Genomic DNA, 22,062 nt, shown 5'->3' with positions numbered 1-22,062 from the left:
GCTTTTTCATGGCTTGAGCTTAGCGCGCACGGTAGGTGATGCGGCCCTTGCTCAGGTCGTACGGCGTCAGTTCGACGCGGACCTTGTCGCCAGTCAGAATGCGGATGTAGTTCTTGCGCATCTTTCCGGAGATGTGCGCGGTTACGACGTGCCCGTTTTCCAACTCCACGCGGAACATGGTGTTGGGCAGGGTGTCGACGACAGTACCTTCCATTTCGAAGCTGTCTTCTTTCGACATGCAGTAGAGCCCTCGGATCCAGTGTTGGCCCGACGCATAACCGCACCGGGCAAAAAAGTGGCGTGGATTATGCCCGAAAATTGTGTGTCAAGCCAATGCCTTTCAGTTGAGGGTAACCCAGCGCTGATTGATCAACAGTTCGATAGGCCGGTATTGCGTCTTGTAGTTCATTTTCTTGCAGTTCTTGATCCAGTAGCCCAGGTAGACCGCCTCCAGGTCCTGGCGCAGGGCTTCGGTGATCTGCCAGAGGATGGCGAAGCGGCCCAGGCTGCGGCGTTCTTCTTCCGGCTCGTAGAAGGTGTACACCGCCGACAGGCCGTTGGGCAGCAGGTCGCACACGGCCACCGCCATCAGGCGGCCCTCCAGGCGGAACTCGTAGAACCAGCAGAACGGCAGGTCGCGCACCAGGAAGGTGGCAAACTGGTCGCGGCTGGGCGGGTACATGTCACCGTCGGCATGGCGCGTTTCGATATAGCGCCGGTACAGGTCGAAGTACTCTTCCTTGAACGCTGGGCGTGCCGCGGTCACGGTCAGGTCGGCGTTGCGCTTGAGAATGCGCCGTTGCTGGCGGTTGGGAATGAAGCGCGCCGCCGGGATGCGCGCCGGTACGCAGGCATTGCAGTTCTGGCAATGCGGGCGGTACAGGTGGTCGCCACTGCGGCGGAAGCCCATCTCCGACAGATCGGCGTACACGTGCACGTCCATCGGCTGGCTGGGGTCGAGGAACAGGGTGGTGGCCTGTTCATCGGGCAGGTAGCTGCAGGAGTGGGGCTGAGTGGCATAGAACTTCAACCGCGCCAACTCTGTCATGATCAACCCCCTCGGTGAGACGTTGCTTTAAGTGTATGCCAGCTATGGGAACTCGCCTAGGCAACCCAGGTGGCGCTGTTGGGCTGGTCGAGGTGGCGGGCCAGGTAGCCGGCGAACTCGGCGCGGCTGATGGCCCCGGCGCCGAGGCTGTGCAGGTGGTTGGTCGGCATCTGGCAGTCGATGAGGACGAAGCCGGCCTGGCGCAGGTGGTTGACCAGCGTCACGAAGCCGACCTTGGAGGCATTGTCGGCGCGGCTGAACATCGATTCGCCGAAGAACAGCTGGCCCATGGCCAGGCCGTACAGGCCGCCGACCAGTTCACCGTCCTGGCGTACCTCCACCGAATGGGCGATGCCGCGCCGGTGCAGTTCACAATAGGCGGCGCGCATGGTGTCGGTGATCCAGGTGCCATCGGCATAGTCGCGGGGGGCGGCGCAGGCGGTGATCACGGCGGCGAAGTCGGTGTCGAAGCTGACCTGGTAGCGGCCCTGGCGCATCAGTTTGGCCAGCGAACGCGATACGTGCAGCTGGTCCGGGAACAGCACCGTGCGAGGGTCGGGCGACCACCAGAGGATCGGCTGGCCGTCCTGGTACCACGGGAAGCAGCCATGGCGATAAGCCTGCACCAGGCGCTCGGGGCTCAGGTCGCCGCCGGCGGCCAGCAGGCCGTTGGGCTCATGCAGGGCTTTTTCCAGGGGGGGGAAGGTCAGCGAGTCGCGGGTCAGCCAGGTGAGCATGGTCTATCGTGCGGTGGAAGAGGAGAGGGGCCAGCATGGCTTGGGTGGCAAGCAGGGTCAATCTCTTTGGCTTCTTCGCCGGCACGCCCGCTCCCACGGGAACCCAGCAGCCATCACGGTTTGCACCCGGCTCGTGGAAAGGGGCATGGCCACGAAATGGCCGGTACAGACGATGAAAAAAGGCAATTTCCTACACATTCAGCGAAGCACAGGCACCATCCGCTACATTTGCTGTCACACCTGTGCAAAAACACAGCATAAGCCTTTGTCACAGAAGACAATGCGTGGTCAAATTGCAGCTATGTGAAAGTCGTCCCCGGCCAAGCGCCCATACGGCGACCCGCCATGGCGGCCGGCGGGCAGTAATGTTAAAAGTAGTGGTTCATTGGCCGCACCGCCGGCCGATCACTATTGGACGCGCAGCACGCGCAGGAATAGACGCGTTTTGAAGAAATCCACCGCAACCCCAGCTCCCTTGCCCGTGCCCCTGTGGCGGCAGCAGCTGCATTATCGCCTCAAGGAAGGTGCGTTGATCGCTGTCGGCGCCCTGTGCCTGTACCTGTGGATGGCGCTGCTCACCTACGACACGTCGGACCCGGGCTTCAGCCACACCAGCAACGTCGAGCAGGTGCAGAACGCCGCCGGGCGCGCCGGTGCCTACTTCGCCGACATCCTGTTCATGGTGCTGGGCTACTTTGCCTATATCTTCCCGCTGCTGCTGGCGATCAAGACCTGGCAGATCTTCCGCGAACGCCACCAGCCCTGGGACTGGAGCGGCTGGCTGTTCTCCTGGCGGCTGATCGGCCTGGTGTTCCTGGTGCTGTCCGGTGCGGCGCTGGCGCATATCCATTTCCACCCGCCGGCGAGCATGCCGTTCTCCGCTGGTGGCGCACTGGGCGAGAGCCTGGGTGACCTGGCGCGCAACCTGCTGAACGTGCAGGGCAGCACGTTGATGTTCATTGCCCTGTTCCTGTTCGGCCTGACCGTGTTCACCGACCTGTCGTGGTTCAAGGTGATGGACCTGACCGGCAAGATCACCCTCGACCTGTTCGAGCTGATGCAAGGCGCCGCCACCCGCTGGTGGGAAGCCCGCAACGAGCGCAAACGCCTGGAGGCGCAACTGCGCGAGGACGAACCCGTATTCAAGGCTGCACCGGTAGGGGCTGCCGACAAGCACGAGCAGCCGGCACGGCCGGCGCTGCGCGAGCGCCTGTTCAAGCGTGAGGAAGCCCCCGCGCAACCGGTCGAGCCACGCGAGCCTACCCTGTCGCGCGAGCCTGTGGTGGCGCGCGAGGCCATTGCAGCGCGCGAGCCGGTAGTGCCACGCGAGCCAACGGTGCAGCGTGAACAACCCGCGGCCCCGCCAATCGTGCCGCCGTCTGCCGCCAGGGCAGCGGAACCGAGCAAGCGGGTAATGAAGGAGAAGCAGGCGCCGCTGTTCATCGACAGTGCCGTGGAAGGCACCTTGCCGTCCATCTCCATCCTCGACCCGGCCGAACAGAAGAAGATCGAGTATTCCCCAGAATCGCTCGCCGGTGTCGGCCAGCTGCTGGAAATCAAGCTCAAGGAATTCGGCGTGGAAGTGACGGTGGACTCGATCCACCCGGGCCCGGTGATCACCCGTTACGAGATCCAGCCGGCCGCTGGCGTGAAGGTCAGCCGCATCGCCAACCTGGCCAAGGACCTGGCGCGTTCGCTGGCGGTGACCAGCGTGCGGGTGGTCGAGGTCATTCCCGGCAAGACCACCGTGGGTATCGAGATCCCCAACGAAAACCGGCAGATGGTGCGTTTCTCCGAAGTACTGGCCACGCCGCAGTACGACGAGCAGAAATCGCCGGTCACCCTGGCCCTGGGCCACGACATCGGTGGCAAGCCGGTGATCACCGACCTGGCCAAGATGCCGCACCTGCTGGTGGCCGGTACTACCGGTTCCGGTAAGTCGGTGGGTGTGAACGCGATGATCCTGTCGATTCTGTTCAAGTCCAGCCCGGAAGACGCGCGGCTGATCATGATCGACCCGAAAATGCTCGAACTGTCGATCTACGAAGGCATTCCGCACCTGCTGTGCCCGGTGGTCACCGACATGAAGGACGCCGCCAACGCCCTGCGCTGGAGCGTGGCCGAGATGGAGCGGCGCTACAAGCTGATGGCGGCCATGGGCGTGCGTAACCTGGCCGGCTTCAACCGCAAGATCAAGGACGCCCAGGAAGCCGGCGAAATCATCCATGACCCGCTGTACCGTCGCGAGAGCATGGACGACGAGCCGCCGGCGCTGAAGACCCTGCCGACCATCGTGGTGATCGTCGACGAGTTCGCTGACATGATGATGATCGTCGGCAAGAAGGTCGAAGAGCTGATCGCCCGTATCGCGCAGAAGGCGCGCGCGGCCGGTATCCACCTGATCCTCGCCACCCAGCGCCCCTCGGTGGACGTGATCACCGGCCTGATCAAGGCCAACATCCCGACCCGCATGGCGTTCCAGGTGTCGAGCAAGATCGACTCGCGGACCATCATCGACCAGGGCGGCGCCGAACAGCTGCTGGGCCATGGTGACATGCTGTACATGCCGCCGGGCACCAGCCTGCCGATCCGTGTGCACGGCGCGTTCGTCTCCGACGACGAGGTGCACCGTGTGGTGGAGGCGTGGAAGCTGCGCGGCGCCCCGGACTACAACGACGACATCCTCAACGGTGTCGAGGAGGCCGGCAGTGGCTTCGATGGCGGCAGCGGCGGCGGTGGCGACGGCGATGATTCGGAAAGTGACGCCCTGTATGATGAGGCCGTGCAGTTCGTGCTGGAAAGCCGCCGTGCGTCCATTTCGGCGGTGCAGCGCAAACTGAAGATTGGCTACAACCGCGCGGCGCGCATGATCGAAGCCATGGAAATGGCCGGCGTGGTCACCCCCATGAACAGCAACGGCTCGCGGGAAGTGATAGCCCCGGGCGGCCCGCGCGACTGATGAACACCCTGCCGGGCACCAACGGTGGTGCCCGGCCTATTTCAATGCTCGATGAGGATTCCCATGCGCGCGATTCGCATGCTGCTGGTTTCTGCCCTGACCCTGGGCACGGTTACGGCCTATGCCGGTGAGCAAGACGTACAACGCCTGACCCAACTGCTGGAAAAGTCGCAGACCATCGAGGCCAACTTTTCCCAGCTGACCCTGGATGCCGGTGGCACCAGCCTGCAGGAAACCTCCGGCAAGATGACGGTCAAGCGCCCGGGCCTGTTCTACTGGCACACCGACGCCCCGCAGGAGCAGGTGGTGGTCTCCGACGGCAAGAACGTCACCCTGTGGGACCCGGACCTGGAACAGGCCACCATCAAGAAGCTCGACGTGCGCCTGAACCAGACCCCGGCGCTGCTGCTGTCCGGCGACGTGTCGAAGATCAGCCAGAGCTTCGATATCACCTCGAAGGAGCAGGGCGAAGTGATGGACTTCACCCTCAAGCCAAAGACCAAGGACACCCTGTTCGACTCGCTGCGCGTGTCGTTCCGCAAAGGCCTGATCAATGACATGCAGCTGATCGACAGCGTCGGCCAGCGCACCAATATCCTGTTCAATGGCGTCAAGGCCAACCAGGCGGTGCCGGACAGCAAGTTCAAGTTCGACATCCCGCAAGGCGCGGACGTCATCAAGGAGTAACCAGAGCCCGCCATGGACCTGTTTCGAAGCGAACCCGTCGCCCAGCCCCTGGCCGCCCGCCTGCGCCCGTCCAACCTGGACGAGTACGTCGGCCAGGAGCATCTGCTGGCGCGCGGCAAACCGCTGCGCGAGGCGCTGGAGCAGGGTGCGCTGCATTCGATGATCTTCTGGGGGCCGCCAGGGGTGGGTAAGACCACACTGGCGCGGTTGCTGGCGCAGTTCTGCGATGCGCACTTCGAAACGGTGTCGGCGGTACTCGCCGGGGTGAAGGAGATTCGCCAGGCGGTTGAGGTGGCCAAGCAGCAGGCAGGCCAGTATGGCCGGCGTACCATCCTGTTCGTCGACGAAGTGCACCGCTTCAACAAGTCGCAGCAGGACGCCTTCCTGCCGTACGTGGAGGACGGCACCCTGCTGTTCATCGGCGCCACTACCGAAAACCCTTCGTTCGAGCTGAACAACGCGCTGTTGTCACGGGCGCGGGTGTACGTGCTCAAGAGCCTGGACGAGGCGGCGCTGCGCAAGCTGGTCAACCGCGCCCTGAGCGAGGAGCGCGGCCTGGGCAAGCGCAACCTGCGCGTCAGCGATGACGCCTTCAAGATGTTGATGGCAGCTGCCGATGGCGATGGCCGGCGCATGCTCAACTTCCTCGAGAATGCCTCCGACCTTGCCGAGGACGGCAGCGAGATCGGCGTCGAGATGCTGCAAAGCCTGCTCGGTGACAGCCGCCGCCGTTTCGACAAGGGCGGCGAGGCGTTCTATGACCAGATTTCCGCGCTGCACAAGTCGGTGCGCGGCTCCAACCCGGATGGCGCCCTGTACTGGTTCGCGCGCATGCTCGACGGCGGCTGCGACCCGCTGTACATCGCCCGCCGCGTGGTGCGCATGGCCAGCGAAGACATCGGCAACGCCGACCCGCGCGCCCTCAGCCTGTGCCTGGCAGCCTGGGACGTGCAGGAGCGCCTGGGCAGCCCCGAAGGCGAGCTGGCGGTAGCCCAGGCCATCACCTACCTGGCCTGCGCGCCGAAGAGCAATGCGGTGTACATGGGCTTCAAGGCTGCCTTGCGCGAGGCCGCCGAACACGGTTCGCTGGAAGTGCCGCTGCACCTGCGCAACGCCCCGACCAAACTGATGAAGCAACTGGGCTACGGCGACGAGTACCGCTACGCCCACGACGAGCCCGACGCCTACGCCGCCGGTGAGGATTACTTCCCCGAAGCGCTCGAACCGCGCCAGTACTACCAGCCGGTGCCGCGTGGCCTGGAGCTGAAGATTGGCGAGAAGCTGCGGCACCTGGCCGAGCTCGACCGCAGCAGCCCCCGACAGCGGAGAAAACCGTGATTGCATTGATCGCCGCCGTCAGCGCGGGCGGTATTGCCGGTACCTTGTTGCGCTTTGCCACCTCCAACTGGGTGGTTGCCCACTGGCCACGGCACTTCTATCTCGGTACGCTGGCGGTCAACCTGGTTGGCTGCCTGCTGATCGGCCTGCTCTATGGCCTGTTCCTGCACAAGCCAATGCTGCCGATCGAACTGCGCGCCGGGCTGATCGTCGGCTTCCTGGGCGGCCTGACGACGTTTTCCTCCTTTTCGCTGGATACCGTACGCCTGCTGGAAAGCGGGCAAGTGCCGCTGGCGCTGGGCTATACCGGTATCAGCGTGGTGGGCGGGCTGCTCGCGACCTGGGCCGGCCTGTCCCTGACCCGATTCTGAACCAACACCTACACATAACGAGAGAACGATATGCTCGATTCCAAACTGTTACGCGGCCAACTTCAGGAAGTGGCGGATCGCCTGGCCTCCCGTGGCTTCAGCCTGGATGTCGCGCGCATCGAATCACTGGAAGAACGCCGCAAGGCGGTGCAGACCCGCACCGAGCAGCTGCAGGCCGAGCGTAACGCCCGTTCCAAGTCCATCGGCCAGGCCAAGGCCAAGGGTGAAGACATCGCGCCGCTGATGGCCGACGTCGAGCGCATGGCCAACGAACTGGCGGCCGGCAAGGCTGAGCTGGATGGCATCCAGGCCGAACTGGACGGCATCCTGCTGACCATCCCCAACCTGCCGGACGCCAGCGTGCCGGTCGGTGCCAGCGAAGACGACAACGTCGAAGTGCGCCGTTGGGGCACGCCGAGGGCGTTCGATTTCGCCATCAAGGACCACGTCGCCCTCGGCGAAATCAGCGGTGGCCTGGACTTCGAAGCCGCCGCCAAATTGTCCGGCGCCCGTTTTGCCGTGCTGCGTGGCCCGATCGCCCGCCTGCACCGTGCGCTGGCGCAGTTCATGATCAACCTGCACACCGCTGAGCACGGCTACGAGGAGCACTACACCCCGTACCTGGTGCAGGCCCCGGCCCTGCAGGGCACCGGCCAGCTGCCGAAGTTCGAGGAAGACCTGTTCAAGATCAGCCGCGAGGGCGAGGCTGACTTCTACCTGATCCCGACCGCCGAAGTGTCGCTGACCAATCTGGTGGCGGGTGAGATCCTCGATGCCAGGCAACTGCCGCTGAAGCTGGTGGCCCACACCCCGTGCTTCCGCAGCGAAGCCGGTGCTTCCGGGCGTGACACCCGCGGCATGATCCGCCAGCACCAGTTCGACAAGGTCGAGATGGTGCAGGTGGTCGAACCGTCCAAGTCGATGGAAGCTCTGGAAGGCCTGACCGCCAACGCCGAGCGCGTGCTGCAGCTGCTGGAGCTGCCGTACCGCGTGCTGGCCCTGTGCACCGGCGACATGGGCTTTGGCGCGGTGAAGACCTACGACCTGGAAGTGTGGGTGCCGAGCCAGGACAAGTACCGTGAAATCAGCTCGTGCTCCAACTGTGGCGATTTCCAGGCGCGCCGCATGCAGGCCCGCTGGCGCAACCCGGAAACCGGCAAGCCAGAGCTGGTGCACACCCTCAACGGCTCCGGCCTGGCGGTGGGGCGTACCCTGGTCGCGGTGCTGGAAAACTACCAGCAGGCGGACGGTTCGATCCGCGTACCGGAAGTGCTCAAGCCGTACATGGGCGGCGTCGAGGTTATCCGCTAAATGGATTACCTGCCGCTGTTCCACAAGCTGCAGGGCGGCCGCGTGCTGGTCGTCGGCGGCGGTGAGATCGCCTTGCGCAAGGCGCGCCTGCTGGCCGATGCCGGGGCCGCGCTGCGCGTGGTGGCACCAGAGGTCGACGGCCAACTGGCCGCGCTGGCCCGGGAAGGTGGCGGTGAGGTGCTGGTGCGTGGTTATCAGGCAGCCGACCTGGTCGGTTGCCGGCTGGTGATCGCGGCCACCGACGACACCGGGCTCAATGCCCAGGTGTCGGCTGATGCGCAGGCCCTCAGCCTGCCGGTCAATGTGGTTGATGCGCCGGCCCTGTGCACGGTGATCTTCCCGGCCATCGTCGATCGCTCGCCGTTGGTGATTGCCGTTTCCAGCGGCGGTGACGCGCCGGTGCTGGCGCGCTTGATTCGCGCCAAGCTCGAGGCCTGGATTCCATCGGCCTATGGCGAGCTGGCCGGCCTGGCAGCGCGCTTCCGGCACAAGGTCAAATCCTTGTACCCGGACGTCAATCAGCGCCGTGGCTTCTGGGAAACCGTGTTCCAGGGCCCGATTGCCGAACGCCAGCTGGCCGGGCAGGGCGCCGAGGCCGAGCGCCTGCTGCAGGCGATGGTAGACGGTGCGCCGGTGCAGCAGGGCGGTGAGGTGTATCTGGTGGGGGCGGGCCCGGGCGATCCGGACTTGCTGACCTTCCGTGCCTTGCGCCTGATGCAACAGGCCGACGTGGTGCTGTACGACCGCCTGGTGGCACCGGCGATCATCGAGATGTGCCGGCGCGACGCCGAGCGTATCTATGTGGGCAAGCGCCGTGCCGACCATGCCGTGCCGCAGGACCAGATCAACCGCCTGCTGGTCGACCTGGCCCAACAGGGCAAGCGGGTATTGCGCCTGAAGGGCGGCGACCCGTTCATTTTCGGGCGCGGTGGCGAAGAGATCGAAGAGCTGGCCGGGCAGGGTATACCGTTCCAGGTGGTGCCGGGCATTACCGCGGCCAGTGGCTGTTCCGCCTATGGCGGGATTCCGCTGACCCACCGCGACTATGCCCAGTCGGTGCGTTTCGTGACCGGGCACCTGAAGGATGGTACCAGTAACCTGCCTTGGGATGACCTGGTGGCACCGGCGCAGACCCTGGTGTTCTACATGGGCCTGGTCGGCTTGCCGACCATCTGTGCCGAGCTGATTCGTCATGGCCGCGCGGCCAGTACCCCGGCAGCGCTGGTACAGCAGGGGACCACGCGTAACCAGCGGGTGTTCACCGGCACCCTGGCAGACCTACCGGACTTGGTGGCGCGGCATGAAGTGCATGCGCCGACCCTGGTGATTGTCGGGGAAGTGGTGCAGTTGCGTGACAAGCTGGCCTGGTTCGAAGGTTCGCAGAACAGCTGAAATCGCCGGGGCCGCGTTGCGGCCCCGGATGCCTTAAGCCTGCCAGATCCCTTCGCCCGGCAACCGCTCGCGATCATGCGGCAAGTTGAAGTCCTGCAGCGGCCCCTTGGGCACGATCCCGTTCGGGTTGATGGTCTTGTGGCTCAGGTAATAGTGCTTCTGGATATGCTCCATGTTCACCGTCCCCGCCACGCCTGGCCATTGGTACAGCTCGCGCAACCAGTTTGACAGGTTGTGGTAATCGCTCAGGCGCCGCAGGTTGCACTTGAAGTGGCCGTGGTACACCGCATCGAAGCGCACCAGGGTGGTGAACAGGCGCACATCGGCCTCGGTCAGGTATTCGCCTGCCAGGTAGCGGTTGCGGCTGAGCAGGTCTTCCAGATAGTCCAGTTCGTTGAACACATCGTCGAACGCCGCTTCGTAGGCCTCCTGCGTGGTGGCGAAGCCTGCGCGGTATACGCCATTGTTCACCGCCGGGTAGATGCGCTCGTTCAGTGCCTCGATGGCCGGGCGCAGCGGCGCGGGGTAGAGGTCCAGCGTATTGCCGTTCAGCTCGTTGAACGCGCTGTTGAAGATGCGGATGATCTCTGACGACTCGTTGTTGACGATGCGCTTGGCTTGCTTGTCCCACAGCACCGGTACTGTCACGCGGCCGGTGTAGTGCGGGTCATCCTGGGTATAGCGCTGGTGCAGGTACTGCAGGGCGTCGAGGTGGTCACCAGAAGAGCCTTGCTGCTGGTCGAAGGTCCAGCCATGGTCCTGCATCAGCCAGCTGACCACCGACACATCGATCAACGGTTCCAGGCCCTTGAGGGCACGTACGATCAGGGTGCGGTGTGCCCATGGGCAGGCCAGCGAGACGTACAGGTGGTAACGGCCGGCTTCGGGGGCAGGCAGCGGGTTGCGGCGTTGGGCATTCTCGCGCTTGAACGTACCGTCCTTGCCGTTTTCATACCACTGGTCATGCCAGCGGCCATCGATCAAAAGGCCCATGATGAGCTCCTGGAACAAAGTGGTTTGTCGTTGGAGCCCAGTCTAGGCCAAATCGTTCGAACAAATAGCGCAAAGATCCGGGGCTTATAATCGATTAGATCGATTGGTTTCGCGCTTGCCAATAGCCTTGGGCTGTTGCAAACGCCTCTTCGCGGCCTTTGCCCAAGCCGCGCAGGGCCAGGGCCATGGTGGCGAGGACGGCTTTCTCGCCATAGCTGTCTGCAACCTCGCCACGCCAGAAGGCCAGCAGATGCTCGGCTTGCAGGCTGGGCGGCTTGACGTGACGGCGCTCGCTCAGCGCTGGCCATTCTTCATCCCAGGCCTCACCTGCCGTGGTGCCGTAAAGGTGGCTGATGACATCGGGGTTGACCTCGATCTCGCCACCATCGCCCTTGATCACCAGCGTATGGTCACCCAGCAGGCGGCTTGCCTCGCGGTGGACCGCCTGGTAACCGGGGTGGAAGATGCTCTGCAGGCCACAGCGCGCGCCCAGCGGGTTGAGGACCCGGGCCAGCGAGTGGATCGGTGAGCGCAGGCCCAGGGTATTGCGCAGGTCGATCATGCGCTGCAACTGCGGCGCCCAATCCTGCAGCGGGAAGAACGCCAGCTGATGCTGGTCGAGTGCCTCGGCAACGGCTGCCCAGTTGCGGCACAGGGGGATCTGCAACAGGTCGAGCAGTTGCTCGGTATACATGCGCCCGGCGGTATGTGCGCCGCCGCCATGCATCAGGATGCGCACACCCTTGCTGGCCAGGCACTTGGCGGCCAGCAGGTACCACGGCAGATGGCGCTTCTTGCCGGCATACGTGGGCCAGTCCAGGTCCACGGCGATGCGCGGGGCCTGCAGGTGCGCGCGCAGTGCCTCGGTGAAGCCGGCCAGTTCCTCTGCGCTTTCTTCCTTGTGCCGCAGCAGCATGAGGAAGGCACCGAGCTGGGCATCTTCGACCTTGTCTTCCAACAGCAGGGTCATGGCCGCGCGAGCCTCTTCGCGGGTCAGGCCACGCGCCCCGCGCTTGCCTTTGCCAAGAATACGCACGAATTCGGCGAACGGGTGTTCAGCCGGTGTTTCCAGGGTGAGTGGGCGTGGCTGGGTCATATGCAGTTGGTCGGTTTGGGCAGGCCCGCCAGCTTGGCGGCGAGTTTGGCGGGAGTGCCATTGAACAGGCGGTTCAGGTGCGGGCTGTTGCCCTTGTCCGGGCCCAGCTTGAGCGCCGTGTACTTGATCAGCGGGCGGGTCGCCGGGGACAGCTGGTATTCCTGGTAGAACTGGCGCAGCAGTTCGAGGATCTCCCAGTGGTCTGCAGTCAATGGGATGCCCTCGCGCGCGGCCAACGCCTCGGCAGCCGCAGGTGACCAGTCCTGCAGGTCGACCAGGAAGCCGTCCTTGTCCAGGGCGATCGCCTGATCGCCAACGGTGAGCGTATTCATAGCCAGCTGTTGACCTTGTGGTAATGCAGCGACAGTTCGACGAAGCCGGTGTAGTCCACGGCCTTGGCCAGTTGGTTGCCGACTGCGCGGGCCTGCACATCTTCCTCAAGCGCGAACAGACGCTCGGCCAGGCCGGCGGCTTGCAATTGGCGGTACGGCTCGCTGCCGCTGCGCAGGGCGTATACCGCGTCACCGCACAGCAGCAGGGCATCGTCGGCGCCGAGCAGGCGCAGGCAGCTGGCCAGGCGCTCGTCGCCAAACGGGGAGTGGGCAATTACATGCAGGGTTGTCATCACAGTGTTACCACCTGGTCAAAACGGGCGATCAGCGCGGCCAGCGCCGCATCGTCGAGCACTCGCACCGGCAGTGCGAGGCTTTCGGCAGCCAGGCCACGGCGGGCGAGGCTGTGGCTGCAGGCGAACAGCTCCTCCACGCCGAACATGGGCAGCGCTTGCAGGTTGGCAGCCAGGTTCTTCTGCTGCACGGCAGCGGGCTGCTGGTCCGGCGCAAGCTGGAAGACGCCATCATCGAGAAACAGCATGCCCAGCGGCAGGTCGAACGCACCGCCGGCCAGGGCGATGTCCAGCGCCTCACGGGCCGAGGGGCCGTTCCAGGGTGCCTGGCGGCTGATGATCAACAAGGATTTGGCCATTTCAGTCGCCTCCGAAGCAGACAAGGCGGTCGGCAACCTGGGCGGCCTCGTGCAGTTGGCCGAGCCCTGACAGCTCCCACGGCTTGGGCAGGTTCACGGCCGGGCGCTGGTAGCGGTTGGCCTCGGCCTCGTCCAGTACGCCACGGCGCAGGGCGGCTGCGATGCACACCACGGAGTCCAACTGCTTGGTCTCGATAAAGGCCCGCCACTGGCCGGCCACATCCAGCTCGTCCTGGGGCGCGACCACGTTGGCCGAGGCGCTGTGCACCCCGTCCTGGTAGAAGAACAGCCGGGCAATCTCATGTCCGCCAGCCAGCACCGCCTCGGCGAAGCGCAGGGCGCGTCGCGAGGAGGGCGCATGGGCCGGGGAGAACACCGCGATAGCGAATTTCATGGGTCACTCATGCAAAAGGAATGGGGCCATGATAAAGCAAAAAAGCCCGCGCCCGCTTGTGCATGCGGGGCGGGCTTTCTGTTGCGCATCAAGCTAGAGGCCCCTGCGGGCCGCTCCTACAAAAAACCGCATGGCCTGGGTTGACTCAAGCCTGCTCCTTGCCCTCCGGCAAGAACCAGTTCAACACCAGCGCGCAAATCCCCCCGGTCGCGACACCCGACTCCAGCACATTGCGAATCGCCGCCGGCATGTGTGCCAGGAACTCCGGCACCTGCGCCACACCCAGGCCCAGTGCCAGCGACACCGCGATGATCAGCAAGGCGCGACGATCCAGCCGGGTACTGGCCAGGATATTGATGCCCGAAGCGGCAACTGCGCCGAACATGACCATGGCCGCGCCACCCAGCACCGGCTCCGGTACCGCCTGGATCACCCCGGCAACGCTCGGGAACAGGCCCAGCAGCACCAGCATTGCAGCGATCCAGATGCCGATATGGCGGCTGGCGATACCGGTCAACTGGATCACCCCATTGTTCTGCGCAAAGATCGAGCTCGGGAAGGTATTGAAGAACCCGGCCAGCAGCGAGTTGGCGCCATTGACCAGCACGCCGCCCTTGATCCGTTGCATCCATACCGGCCCTTCGACCGGCTGGCGCGACACCTTGCTGGTGGCAGTGACGTCGCCGATGGCTTCCAGCGAAGTCACCAGGTAGATCACCAGCATTGGAATGAACAGCGCCCAGGAGAAGCCCAGGCCAAAGTGCAGCGGCGTTGGTACCTGGAACAGCGCGGCCTGATGCATGCCGGTGAAGTCGAGGCGGCCCAGGTAGCCGGCCAGCGCATAACCGACCGCAAGGGCGATAACGATCGCGCAACTGCGCATCCATACTACCGGGATGCGGTTGAGGACGACGATGATCGCCAGCACCACGCCCGACAGCAGCAGGTTCTCACCATTGGCGAAGGTACCGTTGGCCATGGCGCCGAAGCCGCCCCCCATGCTGATCAGGCCGACCTTGATCAGGGTCAGGCCGATCATCAGCACGACGATGCCGGTCACCAGCGGCGTGATCAGGCGTTTGACGAAGGGCAGGATGCGCGACACGCCCATCTCGACGAACGAGCCGGCGATGACCACACCAAAGATCGCCGCCATCACACTTTCCACCGGCGTGCCTTGCTTGACCATCAGCGCGCCACCGGCAATCAGCGGCCCGACGAAGTTGAAGCTGGTGCCCTGGACGATCAGCAGCCCGGCACCGAACGGCCCGAAGCGCTTGCACTGGACGAAGGTGGCGATGCCGGAGATCACCAGCGACATCGATACGATCAGGTTGGTATCCCGCGCAGAAACGCCCAGCGCCTGGCAAATCAGCAGGCCAGGGGTGACGATCGGCACGATGATCGCCAGCAGGTGCTGCAGCGCTGCCAGCAGACCGATCAACGGTCGTGGCCTGTCTTCCAGGCCAAGCACCAGTTCATTGGCACGCGCCGCTGCGCCTGGGCTGTGTTCATGTGAGCTCATGGCTGAAAGCTGCCCCGGAGAAAAAAGGAGCGCATTCTACGGGTGATGATGGATTTGGGGTAGTGGCATGCACGATGGCGGCATGATCGAAGCGCATCCCGCAACCCACTCCCACAAAAAAGCCCGCCGAAGCGGGCTTTTTCAGGCGGCACTCAATCAGTCATCGCGACCCATGATGCCAAACAGTTGCAGCAGGCTGACGAACAGGTTGTAGATCGATACATACAGGCTGATGGTCGCCATGATGTAGTTACGTTCGCCGCCGTGAATGATCGCGCTGGTCTGGAACAGGATGCAGACCGACGAGAACAGTACGAAGCCGGCGCTGATCGCCAGTTGCAGGCCGCTGATCTGGAAGAAGAAGCTGGCCACGACAGCACCCAGCAGAACGAAGAAGCCTGCAGTGATGAAGCCACTGAGGAAGCTCATGTCCTTGCGGGTGATCAGCACATAGGCCGACAGGCCACCGAACACCAGCGCAGTCATGGCAAATGCCGAGCTGACCACCTCGGCGCCACCGGCCATGCCCAGGTAACGGTTGAGGATAGGGCCGAGGATGAAGCCCATGAAGCCGGTGAGGGCGAAGGTGGATACCAGGCCCCAGGCCGAATCACGCAGTTTGTTGGTAAGGAAGAACAGCCCGTAGAAGCCGATCAGCACCACGAACACGTTCGGGTAGCCGACGCGCATCTGCTGGGCCACGAAGGCCATGACACCGCTGAAGGCGAGGGTAAGCGCCAGCAGGCTGTACGTGTTGCGCAGGACCTTGCTGATCTCCTGCTGCTCGACCTGCTGGCCGTGGTGTACGGCATAATCCTGTTCGCGCATGGCGACACTCCTTGATGAACCTGTGGTTTCGAACGTTCAGATGTCTGGAGTCTATCAGAGCCGCCGCAACCCGCGACACAGAGAGTTTGACAGCTTGTTTCATTACGGTATGATGGCGGCCGCAAAACGAGCTGGAAGCGTGGCCGAGTGGTTTAAGGCAACGGTCTTGAAAACCGTCGATGGGCAACTATCCTAGAGTTCGAATCTCTACGCTTCCGCCATATCCCTAAAACAAAAGCCCCGATCATTCGGGGCTTTTGTTTTTCTGCAGCTGGGAAACCAGCCCCCCGCACGGATGCCTTCCGCCGCCCTATTGCAAGGTCGTCGGTTTCATGCCGTCGGGTAGTTTGCGCATCGTCTCTTCTATACGGGCAATCGTTTCGGCGAGTTCGTCCGCTTTCTTGTCCTTGCCCTCCCTCCTCAGGCGATCACGCTCCAGGCGTAGGTTGAGTAGATTTTTCTGCAATTTCAGGGCCGAGGCATTGAATGGGTCCATGCTGTTCTCATGCTGTAGGCCTCCTTGCCGTTGTAGGAAAACTGGACCGTAGCAGCTCGAATTTGCTGGAGAAACTGATGTTTCATACAGGCGATGCTTATTGATGGGAAACGTCCTACATTGGCTGGGAAAGTATCCTACAACCCTCGTTTCAACTTGTGTCTAACCAACCTGTCTCCACCCCCCGTACTAGCTGGCCGCCATCGGTTGCAAACAGGGCAGGCCATCCACCGACTTAATCCTCGGCCTGCCGTGCGTTCTGAAACGTTCTGTAGCAATTGCTGGCCGTGACGTTAAAGGTGATCCGCATCCACAACCGCCTGGGTGAACGCCTGGGGTGCTTCCTGGGGCAGGTTGTGGCCAATGCCGCCGCTGATCAGTCGGTACTGGTACTTGCCGGTAAAGCGCTGTGCATACGCTTCGGCTGGTGGATGCGGGGCGCCGTTGGCGTCGCCCTCCAGGGTAATGGTCGGCACGCCGATGCTGGGGAAGCGGGCCAGCCTGGCTTCAAGCGGGTCGTAGCGTGTTTCGCCCTGTGCCAGCCCCAGCCGCCAACGGTAGTTGTGCACGGTGATCGCCACCTGGTCGGGGTTGTCCAGGGCCTTGGCGCTGCGCTCGAAGGTGGCGTCGTCGAAGGCCCACTTGGGGGAAGCGGTTTGCCAGATCAGTTTGGCGAAGGCATGGCGGTTCTGCTCGTAGCCGGCCTGGCCGCGTGCGGTGGCGAAGTAATACTGGTACCACCATTGCAGTTCGGCGCTGGGGGGCAGGGGAGCCTTGGCGGCTTCCTGGCTGCTGATCAGGTAGCCGCTGACCGACACCAGCGCCTTGACCCGCTCGGGCCACAGTGCCGAGACGATGTCGGCGGTGCGGGCGCCCCAATCGAAGCCGGCGAGCACGGCACGTTGGATATGCAGCGCATCCATGAACGCGATGACGTCGCTGGCCAGCGCCGCGGGCTGGGCATTGCGTGGGGTGGCGGCAGACAGGAAACGGGTCTGGCCATAGCCGCGAACGTAGGGCACCAATACCCGGTAGCCTTTGGCGGCGAGGGCAGGTGCGACATGTTCGAAGCTGTGGATGTCGTAGGGCCAGCCATGCAACAAAATTACTACCGGACCGTCGGCCGGGCCTTGCTCGACATAGGCCACGTCGAGCACACCAGCGTTGATATGTTTCAGCGGGCCGAAGTCATCCGTCACGCTGGCGGCTGGCTGGACCTTCTGTGGCGCAGCCGTAGCGATATCCGCCGCCATCAGGCCAAGCGGTAACAGGGCACAGGCAAGCAGCGTACGGCTGAAACGGCGTGGCAGGGCGGTGTTCGGGTGGCGGGCAGGCATTGGGCATCTCCTTGACGAAACCATCGGTGCGGGCTGATGGGCCCAGTAAAGAGGATGGCTGTATCGGTGATGTGTCCGCTCGGCGTGCAGCCGCGTGGTTGTGTATCAGCGCTCAGTCTGTACACATGAAGATACAAACCGCAGCGTTAGCCGCCGCCTGCAAGCGCGCTGCCAGCCACTACCTGTTCCGCGCGCAAGATGCGTGCATAATCCAAGGCTAGGTTAGCCAGCGAAAGGGCGTGCACGTCCTCTGCAGGCCACAGCCGGCCATGCAGGTCGTGCTGGTCGAAGGTGAAGCAGGCGTCTTCGACCACTACCACGTCGAAACCGAGATTGCCCGCCGAGCGGGCAGTGGATTCCACGGAATTGTTGGTAATGACCCCGGCGATGACCAGTTGGCTGATTCCGCGAGCGTGTAGCCAGCGCTCCAGGCCGGAGTTGGCGAAGGCATCGGGCACATGCTTGTCGAACACCGTTTCGCTCGCCAGTGGCGTGAACGCAGGCTGGAATTCGCAACCGGACTGCCCGGGCCAGAACACCGAATCCGCCGAGCGGGACAGGTGGCGTACATGCACCACCGGGCGCGCCGAACGACGCCACGCAGCCAGCAACTCGCCGATGCGCAGTTCGGCTTCCGGGTTGTTACGCCGGCCCAGACGTGGGTGGTGAATGCCAACCTGAAGGTCGATCAGCAACAAGGCTGTGTTGTCGGCGAATGCGGTCATGGCGGGGTGGCACTCCTTGGCAGGTTCGAGCGGTTGACCCTAGCACAGCGTCGATGACTGGGCAGCCTGCGTGAACATCAGTGCCCTGCGAGCCGTTGCGCGGCCCAGCGAGACCAACAGGGATTGTCATCTGATCCGCTTTTTTTCCACAAACCTGAATCTGTAACCGTATCAGTCCAGGTCGGACAATAAGCCCATTCCTGCATCCACACTGTTGAGGTTCCGATGGGCAAGCTCGCGCTGTTCCTGGGTGGTTTCCTGCTGTTGACCCTGCTGATAGGTATTCTTGGCACCATCCCGCCAAGCTGAACTCGACTACTGCACTTTCCACCACTGCGCGGCCTGCCCGGTTCCCCGGCGGGCCGGCTGCCGTTCCTTTTGGCCGATTCACCCTGTCGATTTGTACGATAAGTCGTTCTTTACGCTGGGAAATCTGTCCACAAAAAACGTGGGTAGGTCTGTGGATAAAGTGCTGCAAGCCAAGCCTGCGGCGGCCTCTGTTAAATTGAGCAGAATTTGAACAGCCGTCCCGGGACGGTTTCAGCAGGCCATGCCGGCGCGGCGCAGGGCGCCGAGCAGGTCACGTACCCGCGCCGGCAGCTCGCCGGCAGGGTAAACCGCATGCATCTGCGGGTCCTGGCCGCTGCTGGAAGTCAGGCGATAATGTGGGCACACCCGCACCAGCCGACCCGCCTTCACCTGTGCTTCGCCGACCCAGGTCGCCAGGCGAGCGATGCCCGCACCGGCCAGGGTGCTGTGGTACACCGCGTGGCCTGAGTCCAGGCGCAGCCTCGGCCGGGGGCGCAAGCTGGTGATCTGGCCGTCGCGACAGAAGTGCCAGGCTTTGAGGATGCGCGGCGCGGTGTGCAGGATCAAGGCGTGCCTTTCAAGCTCGTCGGGGTGCTGTGGCATGCCGGCCAATGCCAGGTATGCCGGGCTTGCATAAAGGTGGCGCTGGTAATCCCACAGTGGGTAGCCAATCAACTCGCTCGATTGCGGAAAGGCGCCGCGCACCACGAAGTCGAACTTGCCTTGCAATGGGTCGAGGGCGCCGTCGCTGTACTGCACGTCCAGGGTGACCTGCGGGTGGCAGCGGGAAAACTCGGCCAGCACCGGGGGCAACATATGTTCACCCAGCAGTTGCGGTACGGCGAAGCGAATCCAGCCTTGCGCACTGCCGCTGAGCGCGGCCAGTTCGTCAGCCGCATCACGTTGCACATCCAGCAAGCGTTCGGCGTGGGGCAACAGGCGCTCACCGGCTTCGGTCAGGGTCACGGCGCTGGCGTTGCGGTTCAGCAATTTGCTGCCGGCGTTGTCTTCGAGGGCTTGTACCGCGCGGGTTACTGCGCTGGGTGAACGCCCCAGGGCGCGGGCGGCGGCGACGAAGCTGCGCTTGTGCGCCACGCTGACGAACGCTTGTATCTCGCGCAGCATGTCCAATGCCATTGGCTGTTCCTTGTTGCAGTTTTCGCAATGCGGCATTTCACCACAAGCGCAGCACTTTGATTAGCCTTGCGGGCGTCTTCACTGCCTGGAACCGCATCATGTTGGATATCGCTGTGCTTTGCGTGTTCGCCTTCGCCGCCGGGCTGATCGACGCCGCCGTCGGTGGCGGCGGGCTGATCCAGATTCCGGCCTTGTTCAACGTGCTGCCCACGGCGCAACCGGCGGCCCTGCTCGGCAGCAACAAGCTGGCGTCGGTCTGTGGCACGGCCTTCGCGGCGCGTTCGTTCATCCGCAAGGTGACCCTGGACTGGGGGCTGATCGTGCCGGCGGCGCTCAGCGCCTTTGTCATGTCGTTCGCCGGGGCTGCCACGGTGTCGCTGGTACCGCCCAGCGTGATGCGCCCGGCGGTACTGGTACTGATCGTGCTGATGGCGGTCTACACCTTCTGCAAGAAGGATTTCGGCACCTTGCACAAACCCGCGAAGATCGGCCGCAAGGAACAATGCCTGGCAGTGCTGATCGGCGGCGCGATCGGCTTCTACGACGGCCTGTTCGGGCCGGGTACCGGCAGCTTCCTGATCTTTCTGTTCATCCGCTTCTTCGCCTTGGACTTCCTGCACGCCTCGGCGTCGGCAAAGGTTGTGAACATCGCGACCAACCTGGCGGCGCTGGTGTTTTTCGTACCCTCGGGAAACGTGCTGTATGCGATTGCCTTGCCCATGGCGGCGTGCAACATCCTTGGCGCGCTTAGCGGAACCTGGCTGGCGGTGCGCAAGGGCGCAGGTTTTGTCCGTGGGCTGTTCCTGGTGCTGCTGTGCGTGCTGATCGCCAAGTTGTCGTGGGACTTGCTGGCCGGCTAGTTCAGCTCATCTGGCGCTGTGCCTCGGCCTGTTCCACGCGGTTGCGGCCATGGGCCTTGGCCCGGTACAGCGCCTGATCGGCGTGCGCCAGCAGCTGGTCCAGGCTGGGAGCTGGCGTGTCGGCGGCGCAACCGGCCACACCGATGCTCACGGTAATCTGCAGGTGCTGCTCGGCTTGCGCCACCTTCAGCTCCTGCACGGCGCGGCGCAGGCGTTCGGCAGTGAACTTGGCCCGCTCGGGCGCCAGCCCCGGCAGGATCACGACGAACTCTTCGCCACCCAGGCGGGCGAGCAATTCACCTTCGTGCAACTGATCTTGCAGGGTGCCGGCGAACTGGCGCAGCACCTGGTCGCCTATGGCGTGGCCGTGGGCATCGTTGATCGCCTTGAAATGGTCGATGTCCAGCATCATCAGGGCCAGCGGCAGCGCCTGGGCGTGTTGCTGGCGGCTGTCCAGCAGGGCATTGGCGCGGCGGGTGAAGGCGCTGCGGGTGAGCACGCCGGTCAGGTGGTCGATGCTGGCCTGGTGCGCCAGGCGGGCCATGAGGCTGCGGTTGGCCTGGCTGACGCAGGCCACCACCAGCGGCCCGAGCACCAGCATGGCGATGCCCAGGCGCGCCGACACCAGGGTGGTCACGCCCGGCTCGCTCTGCGGCACGATGAAATGCATGAGGTTTTGCGCCACGGCCACGATCAGCGTGCTGCCGGCAGTCAATGTCAACAGCGCAACCAGAAAGGGCGAGTATGTCCAGGCACACCACAACAGCGCGGCAATCGGGAACGCAATGGCCCCGGGGCCGCCGAAGGCAATGCTGAACGCCAGCGAGGCCAGCAGCACCAGCAACGGCGCCAGGCGGATGGCCTGGGCGCCACCGCCCAGCAAGGCGCGCGCCGAGGGCGCCGTAAGCAGCACGGGCAGCACCAGTACACTGGTCGAGAATTGTTCGCTGAACCAGGCCAGCCAGGTCGCGCGCAAGGATTGGTCGAACCAGGGGGCGGCCATCAGCGTGGCCATGCTGGCCGCTACCACGGCGCCAGCGGCACTGGCGGCAAACACGCTGATGACACCGTGCGGGGTACGCATGCGCCGGTGCAGGCGCGGTAGGCGCGCGAGCAATAGCCACAGCGTGGCCACCATGCCCAGGTTGCACAGGTTGAACCACAAGGCCGCTACCCAGGCGCTGCCGCACAGCAGGTCGGCGCCCACCATGGCCAGCCAGACCAGGGCGAAACCGGCCAGGGTGGCCTGCCGGGGGAAACGCAGCAGCACCCCGGCCAGCACCGCATTGACCGGCCAGAACAGCGACAGGGATTCGATCGGCCGGGCCAGAATACCGCCCACCGTCAGGACGAAGGTCAGGGCCAGCAGAATGACGAGGTGCAACAAGCGCGATTGGGTTGGAAAAACCATGGGCTCGGCCGGCAAAGCGGAAACGAAATCCAGGACAACGGCTTGAAGCACCTGGGGCAATGACGCATCAGTGTGTTTCGTCAGGGGACTTGATGTCAATCTGCCGCGATCGGTCGGGATAATG

23 protein-coding genes and 1 tRNA gene are annotated in these 22,062 nt (G+C 63.9%); 8 read left to right on the top strand and 16 right to left on the bottom strand.

The features are described 5' to 3' along the window. Positions 1-19: 19 nt before the first annotated feature. From infA to aat, 3 genes are all read right to left on the bottom strand, one after another. Positions 20-238: a translation initiation factor IF-1 gene (infA, locus tag ACLEJP_RS10605; RefSeq protein ID WP_002553999.1), complete on the bottom strand. Its 219-nt coding sequence runs from the start codon at positions 236-238 to the stop codon at positions 20-22. A gap of 102 nt (positions 239-340) precedes the next feature. After that, complete coding sequence (locus ACLEJP_RS10600) at positions 341-1,048, bottom strand: arginyltransferase (protein WP_225778392.1); 708 nt, start codon at positions 1,046-1,048, stop codon at positions 341-343. A 56-nt stretch (positions 1,049-1,104) separates the two neighbouring features. Continuing rightward, a complete protein-coding gene (aat, locus tag ACLEJP_RS10595) occupies positions 1,105-1,785 on the bottom strand; it encodes a leucyl/phenylalanyl-tRNA--protein transferase (RefSeq protein WP_440806235.1) in 681 nt (226 codons plus the stop codon). Between the two features lie 445 nt (positions 1,786-2,230). On the opposite strand from aat, the gene ACLEJP_RS10590 reads away from it, so the two are divergent. The 6 genes from ACLEJP_RS10590 to cysG all read left to right on the top strand — a co-directional run bounded on the left by ACLEJP_RS10590 (position 2,231) and on the right by cysG (position 9,843). Next, positions 2,231-4,744, top strand: a complete 2,514-nt coding sequence (locus tag ACLEJP_RS10590; RefSeq protein ID WP_440806233.1) for a DNA translocase FtsK — start codon at positions 2,231-2,233, stop codon at positions 4,742-4,744. Positions 4,745-4,807: 63 nt separating this feature from the next. Beyond that, positions 4,808-5,431 (top strand): outer membrane lipoprotein chaperone LolA, encoded by a 624-nt coding sequence (gene lolA / locus ACLEJP_RS10585; RefSeq protein WP_170030555.1) that lies wholly within the window; start codon positions 4,808-4,810, stop codon positions 5,429-5,431. A 12-nt stretch (positions 5,432-5,443) separates the two neighbouring features. Next, on the top strand, positions 5,444-6,769 hold the full coding sequence (locus tag ACLEJP_RS10580; protein ID WP_440806231.1) for a replication-associated recombination protein A: 1,326 nt from the start codon (positions 5,444-5,446) through the stop codon (positions 6,767-6,769). Then, positions 6,766-7,140 carry a fluoride efflux transporter CrcB gene (crcB, locus tag ACLEJP_RS10575; protein WP_440806229.1) on the top strand — a complete coding sequence of 125 codons (375 nt, stop codon included), beginning with the start codon at positions 6,766-6,768 and terminating at the stop codon, positions 7,138-7,140. The genes ACLEJP_RS10580 and crcB overlap by 4 nt, the downstream gene beginning before the upstream one ends. Before the next feature lie 30 nt (positions 7,141-7,170). After that, positions 7,171-8,451 carry a serine--tRNA ligase gene (serS, locus tag ACLEJP_RS10570; protein ID WP_440806227.1) on the top strand — a complete coding sequence of 427 codons (1,281 nt, stop codon included), beginning with the start codon at positions 7,171-7,173 and terminating at the stop codon, positions 8,449-8,451. Beyond that, complete coding sequence (gene cysG, locus ACLEJP_RS10565; RefSeq protein WP_440806224.1) at positions 8,452-9,843, top strand: siroheme synthase CysG; 1,392 nt, start codon at positions 8,452-8,454, stop codon at positions 9,841-9,843. It abuts the gene before it with no gap. A 33-nt stretch (positions 9,844-9,876) separates the two neighbouring features. On the opposite strand, the gene ACLEJP_RS10560 is transcribed toward cysG, so the two are convergent. The 8 genes from ACLEJP_RS10560 to ACLEJP_RS10525 form a co-directional block, all read right to left on the bottom strand. Beyond that, positions 9,877-10,836, bottom strand: coding sequence for a glutathione S-transferase family protein (locus tag ACLEJP_RS10560; RefSeq protein ID WP_440806221.1), 960 nt, complete (start codon positions 10,834-10,836; stop codon positions 9,877-9,879). A 94-nt stretch (positions 10,837-10,930) separates the two neighbouring features. After that, positions 10,931-11,932 (bottom strand): glycosyl transferase family protein, encoded by a 1,002-nt coding sequence (locus tag ACLEJP_RS10555; RefSeq protein WP_440806219.1) that lies wholly within the window; start codon positions 11,930-11,932, stop codon positions 10,931-10,933. Beyond that, positions 11,929-12,264 (bottom strand): TusE/DsrC/DsvC family sulfur relay protein, encoded by a 336-nt coding sequence (locus ACLEJP_RS10550; RefSeq protein WP_186687011.1) that lies wholly within the window; start codon positions 12,262-12,264, stop codon positions 11,929-11,931. The genes ACLEJP_RS10555 and ACLEJP_RS10550 overlap by 4 nt, the downstream gene beginning before the upstream one ends. Next, complete coding sequence (gene tusB / locus ACLEJP_RS10545) at positions 12,261-12,557, bottom strand: sulfurtransferase complex subunit TusB (RefSeq protein WP_440806216.1); 297 nt, start codon at positions 12,555-12,557, stop codon at positions 12,261-12,263. The genes ACLEJP_RS10550 and tusB overlap by 4 nt, the downstream gene beginning before the upstream one ends. Then, positions 12,557-12,916 (bottom strand): sulfurtransferase complex subunit TusC, encoded by a 360-nt coding sequence (gene tusC / locus ACLEJP_RS10540; RefSeq protein ID WP_440806214.1) that lies wholly within the window; start codon positions 12,914-12,916, stop codon positions 12,557-12,559. Before tusC ends, tusB begins: the two co-directional genes overlap by 1 nt. 1 nt (position 12,917) lies before the next feature. Next, positions 12,918-13,310, bottom strand: a complete 393-nt coding sequence (tusD, locus tag ACLEJP_RS10535; RefSeq protein ID WP_440806212.1) for a sulfurtransferase complex subunit TusD — start codon at positions 13,308-13,310, stop codon at positions 12,918-12,920. A 145-nt stretch (positions 13,311-13,455) separates the two neighbouring features. After that, positions 13,456-14,835, bottom strand: coding sequence for a nucleobase:cation symporter-2 family protein (locus ACLEJP_RS10530; protein ID WP_440806209.1), 1,380 nt, complete (start codon positions 14,833-14,835; stop codon positions 13,456-13,458). A 156-nt stretch (positions 14,836-14,991) separates the two neighbouring features. Continuing rightward, on the bottom strand, positions 14,992-15,663 hold the full coding sequence (locus tag ACLEJP_RS10525; RefSeq protein ID WP_003251184.1) for a Bax inhibitor-1/YccA family protein: 672 nt from the start codon (positions 15,661-15,663) through the stop codon (positions 14,992-14,994). A 133-nt stretch (positions 15,664-15,796) separates the two neighbouring features. Between ACLEJP_RS10525 and ACLEJP_RS10520 the strand changes: the two genes are divergently transcribed. After that, a tRNA-Ser gene (locus ACLEJP_RS10520) sits at positions 15,797-15,884 on the top strand. 89 nt (positions 15,885-15,973) lie between these two features. Here the strand turns inward: ACLEJP_RS10520 and ACLEJP_RS10515 are convergent. From ACLEJP_RS10515 to ACLEJP_RS10500, 4 genes are all read right to left on the bottom strand, one after another. Then, a complete protein-coding gene (locus ACLEJP_RS10515; protein WP_440806206.1) occupies positions 15,974-16,159 on the bottom strand; it encodes a hypothetical protein in 186 nt (61 codons plus the stop codon). Between the two features lie 293 nt (positions 16,160-16,452). Next, a complete protein-coding gene (locus tag ACLEJP_RS10510; RefSeq protein ID WP_440806204.1) occupies positions 16,453-17,496 on the bottom strand; it encodes an alpha/beta fold hydrolase in 1,044 nt (347 codons plus the stop codon). 146 nt (positions 17,497-17,642) lie between these two features. Continuing rightward, on the bottom strand, positions 17,643-18,221 hold the full coding sequence (locus ACLEJP_RS10505; RefSeq protein ID WP_440806201.1) for a cysteine hydrolase family protein: 579 nt from the start codon (positions 18,219-18,221) through the stop codon (positions 17,643-17,645). Positions 18,222-18,761: 540 nt separating this feature from the next. Next, positions 18,762-19,667 carry a LysR substrate-binding domain-containing protein gene (locus ACLEJP_RS10500; protein WP_440806199.1) on the bottom strand — a complete coding sequence of 302 codons (906 nt, stop codon included), beginning with the start codon at positions 19,665-19,667 and terminating at the stop codon, positions 18,762-18,764. Between the two features lie 98 nt (positions 19,668-19,765). On the opposite strand from ACLEJP_RS10500, the gene ACLEJP_RS10495 reads away from it, so the two are divergent. Further along, positions 19,766-20,527, top strand: coding sequence for a sulfite exporter TauE/SafE family protein (locus ACLEJP_RS10495; protein ID WP_440806197.1), 762 nt, complete (start codon positions 19,766-19,768; stop codon positions 20,525-20,527). A 1-nt stretch (position 20,528) separates the two neighbouring features. Here ACLEJP_RS10495 and ACLEJP_RS10490 read toward each other — a convergent pair whose 3' ends face one another. Continuing rightward, positions 20,529-21,953 carry a diguanylate cyclase gene (locus tag ACLEJP_RS10490; protein ID WP_440806257.1) on the bottom strand — a complete coding sequence of 475 codons (1,425 nt, stop codon included), beginning with the start codon at positions 21,951-21,953 and terminating at the stop codon, positions 20,529-20,531. Between the last annotated feature and the right edge of the window lie 109 nt (positions 21,954-22,062).

Origin of the sequence: Pseudomonas sp. SMV7 (assembly GCF_052041995.1) — a bacterium.
Taxonomy (GTDB): Bacteria; Pseudomonadota; Gammaproteobacteria; order Pseudomonadales; family Pseudomonadaceae; genus Aquipseudomonas.
Note: the sequence above shows the minus strand (reverse complement) of the source record. Positions and strands in the feature narration are given on the sequence as shown.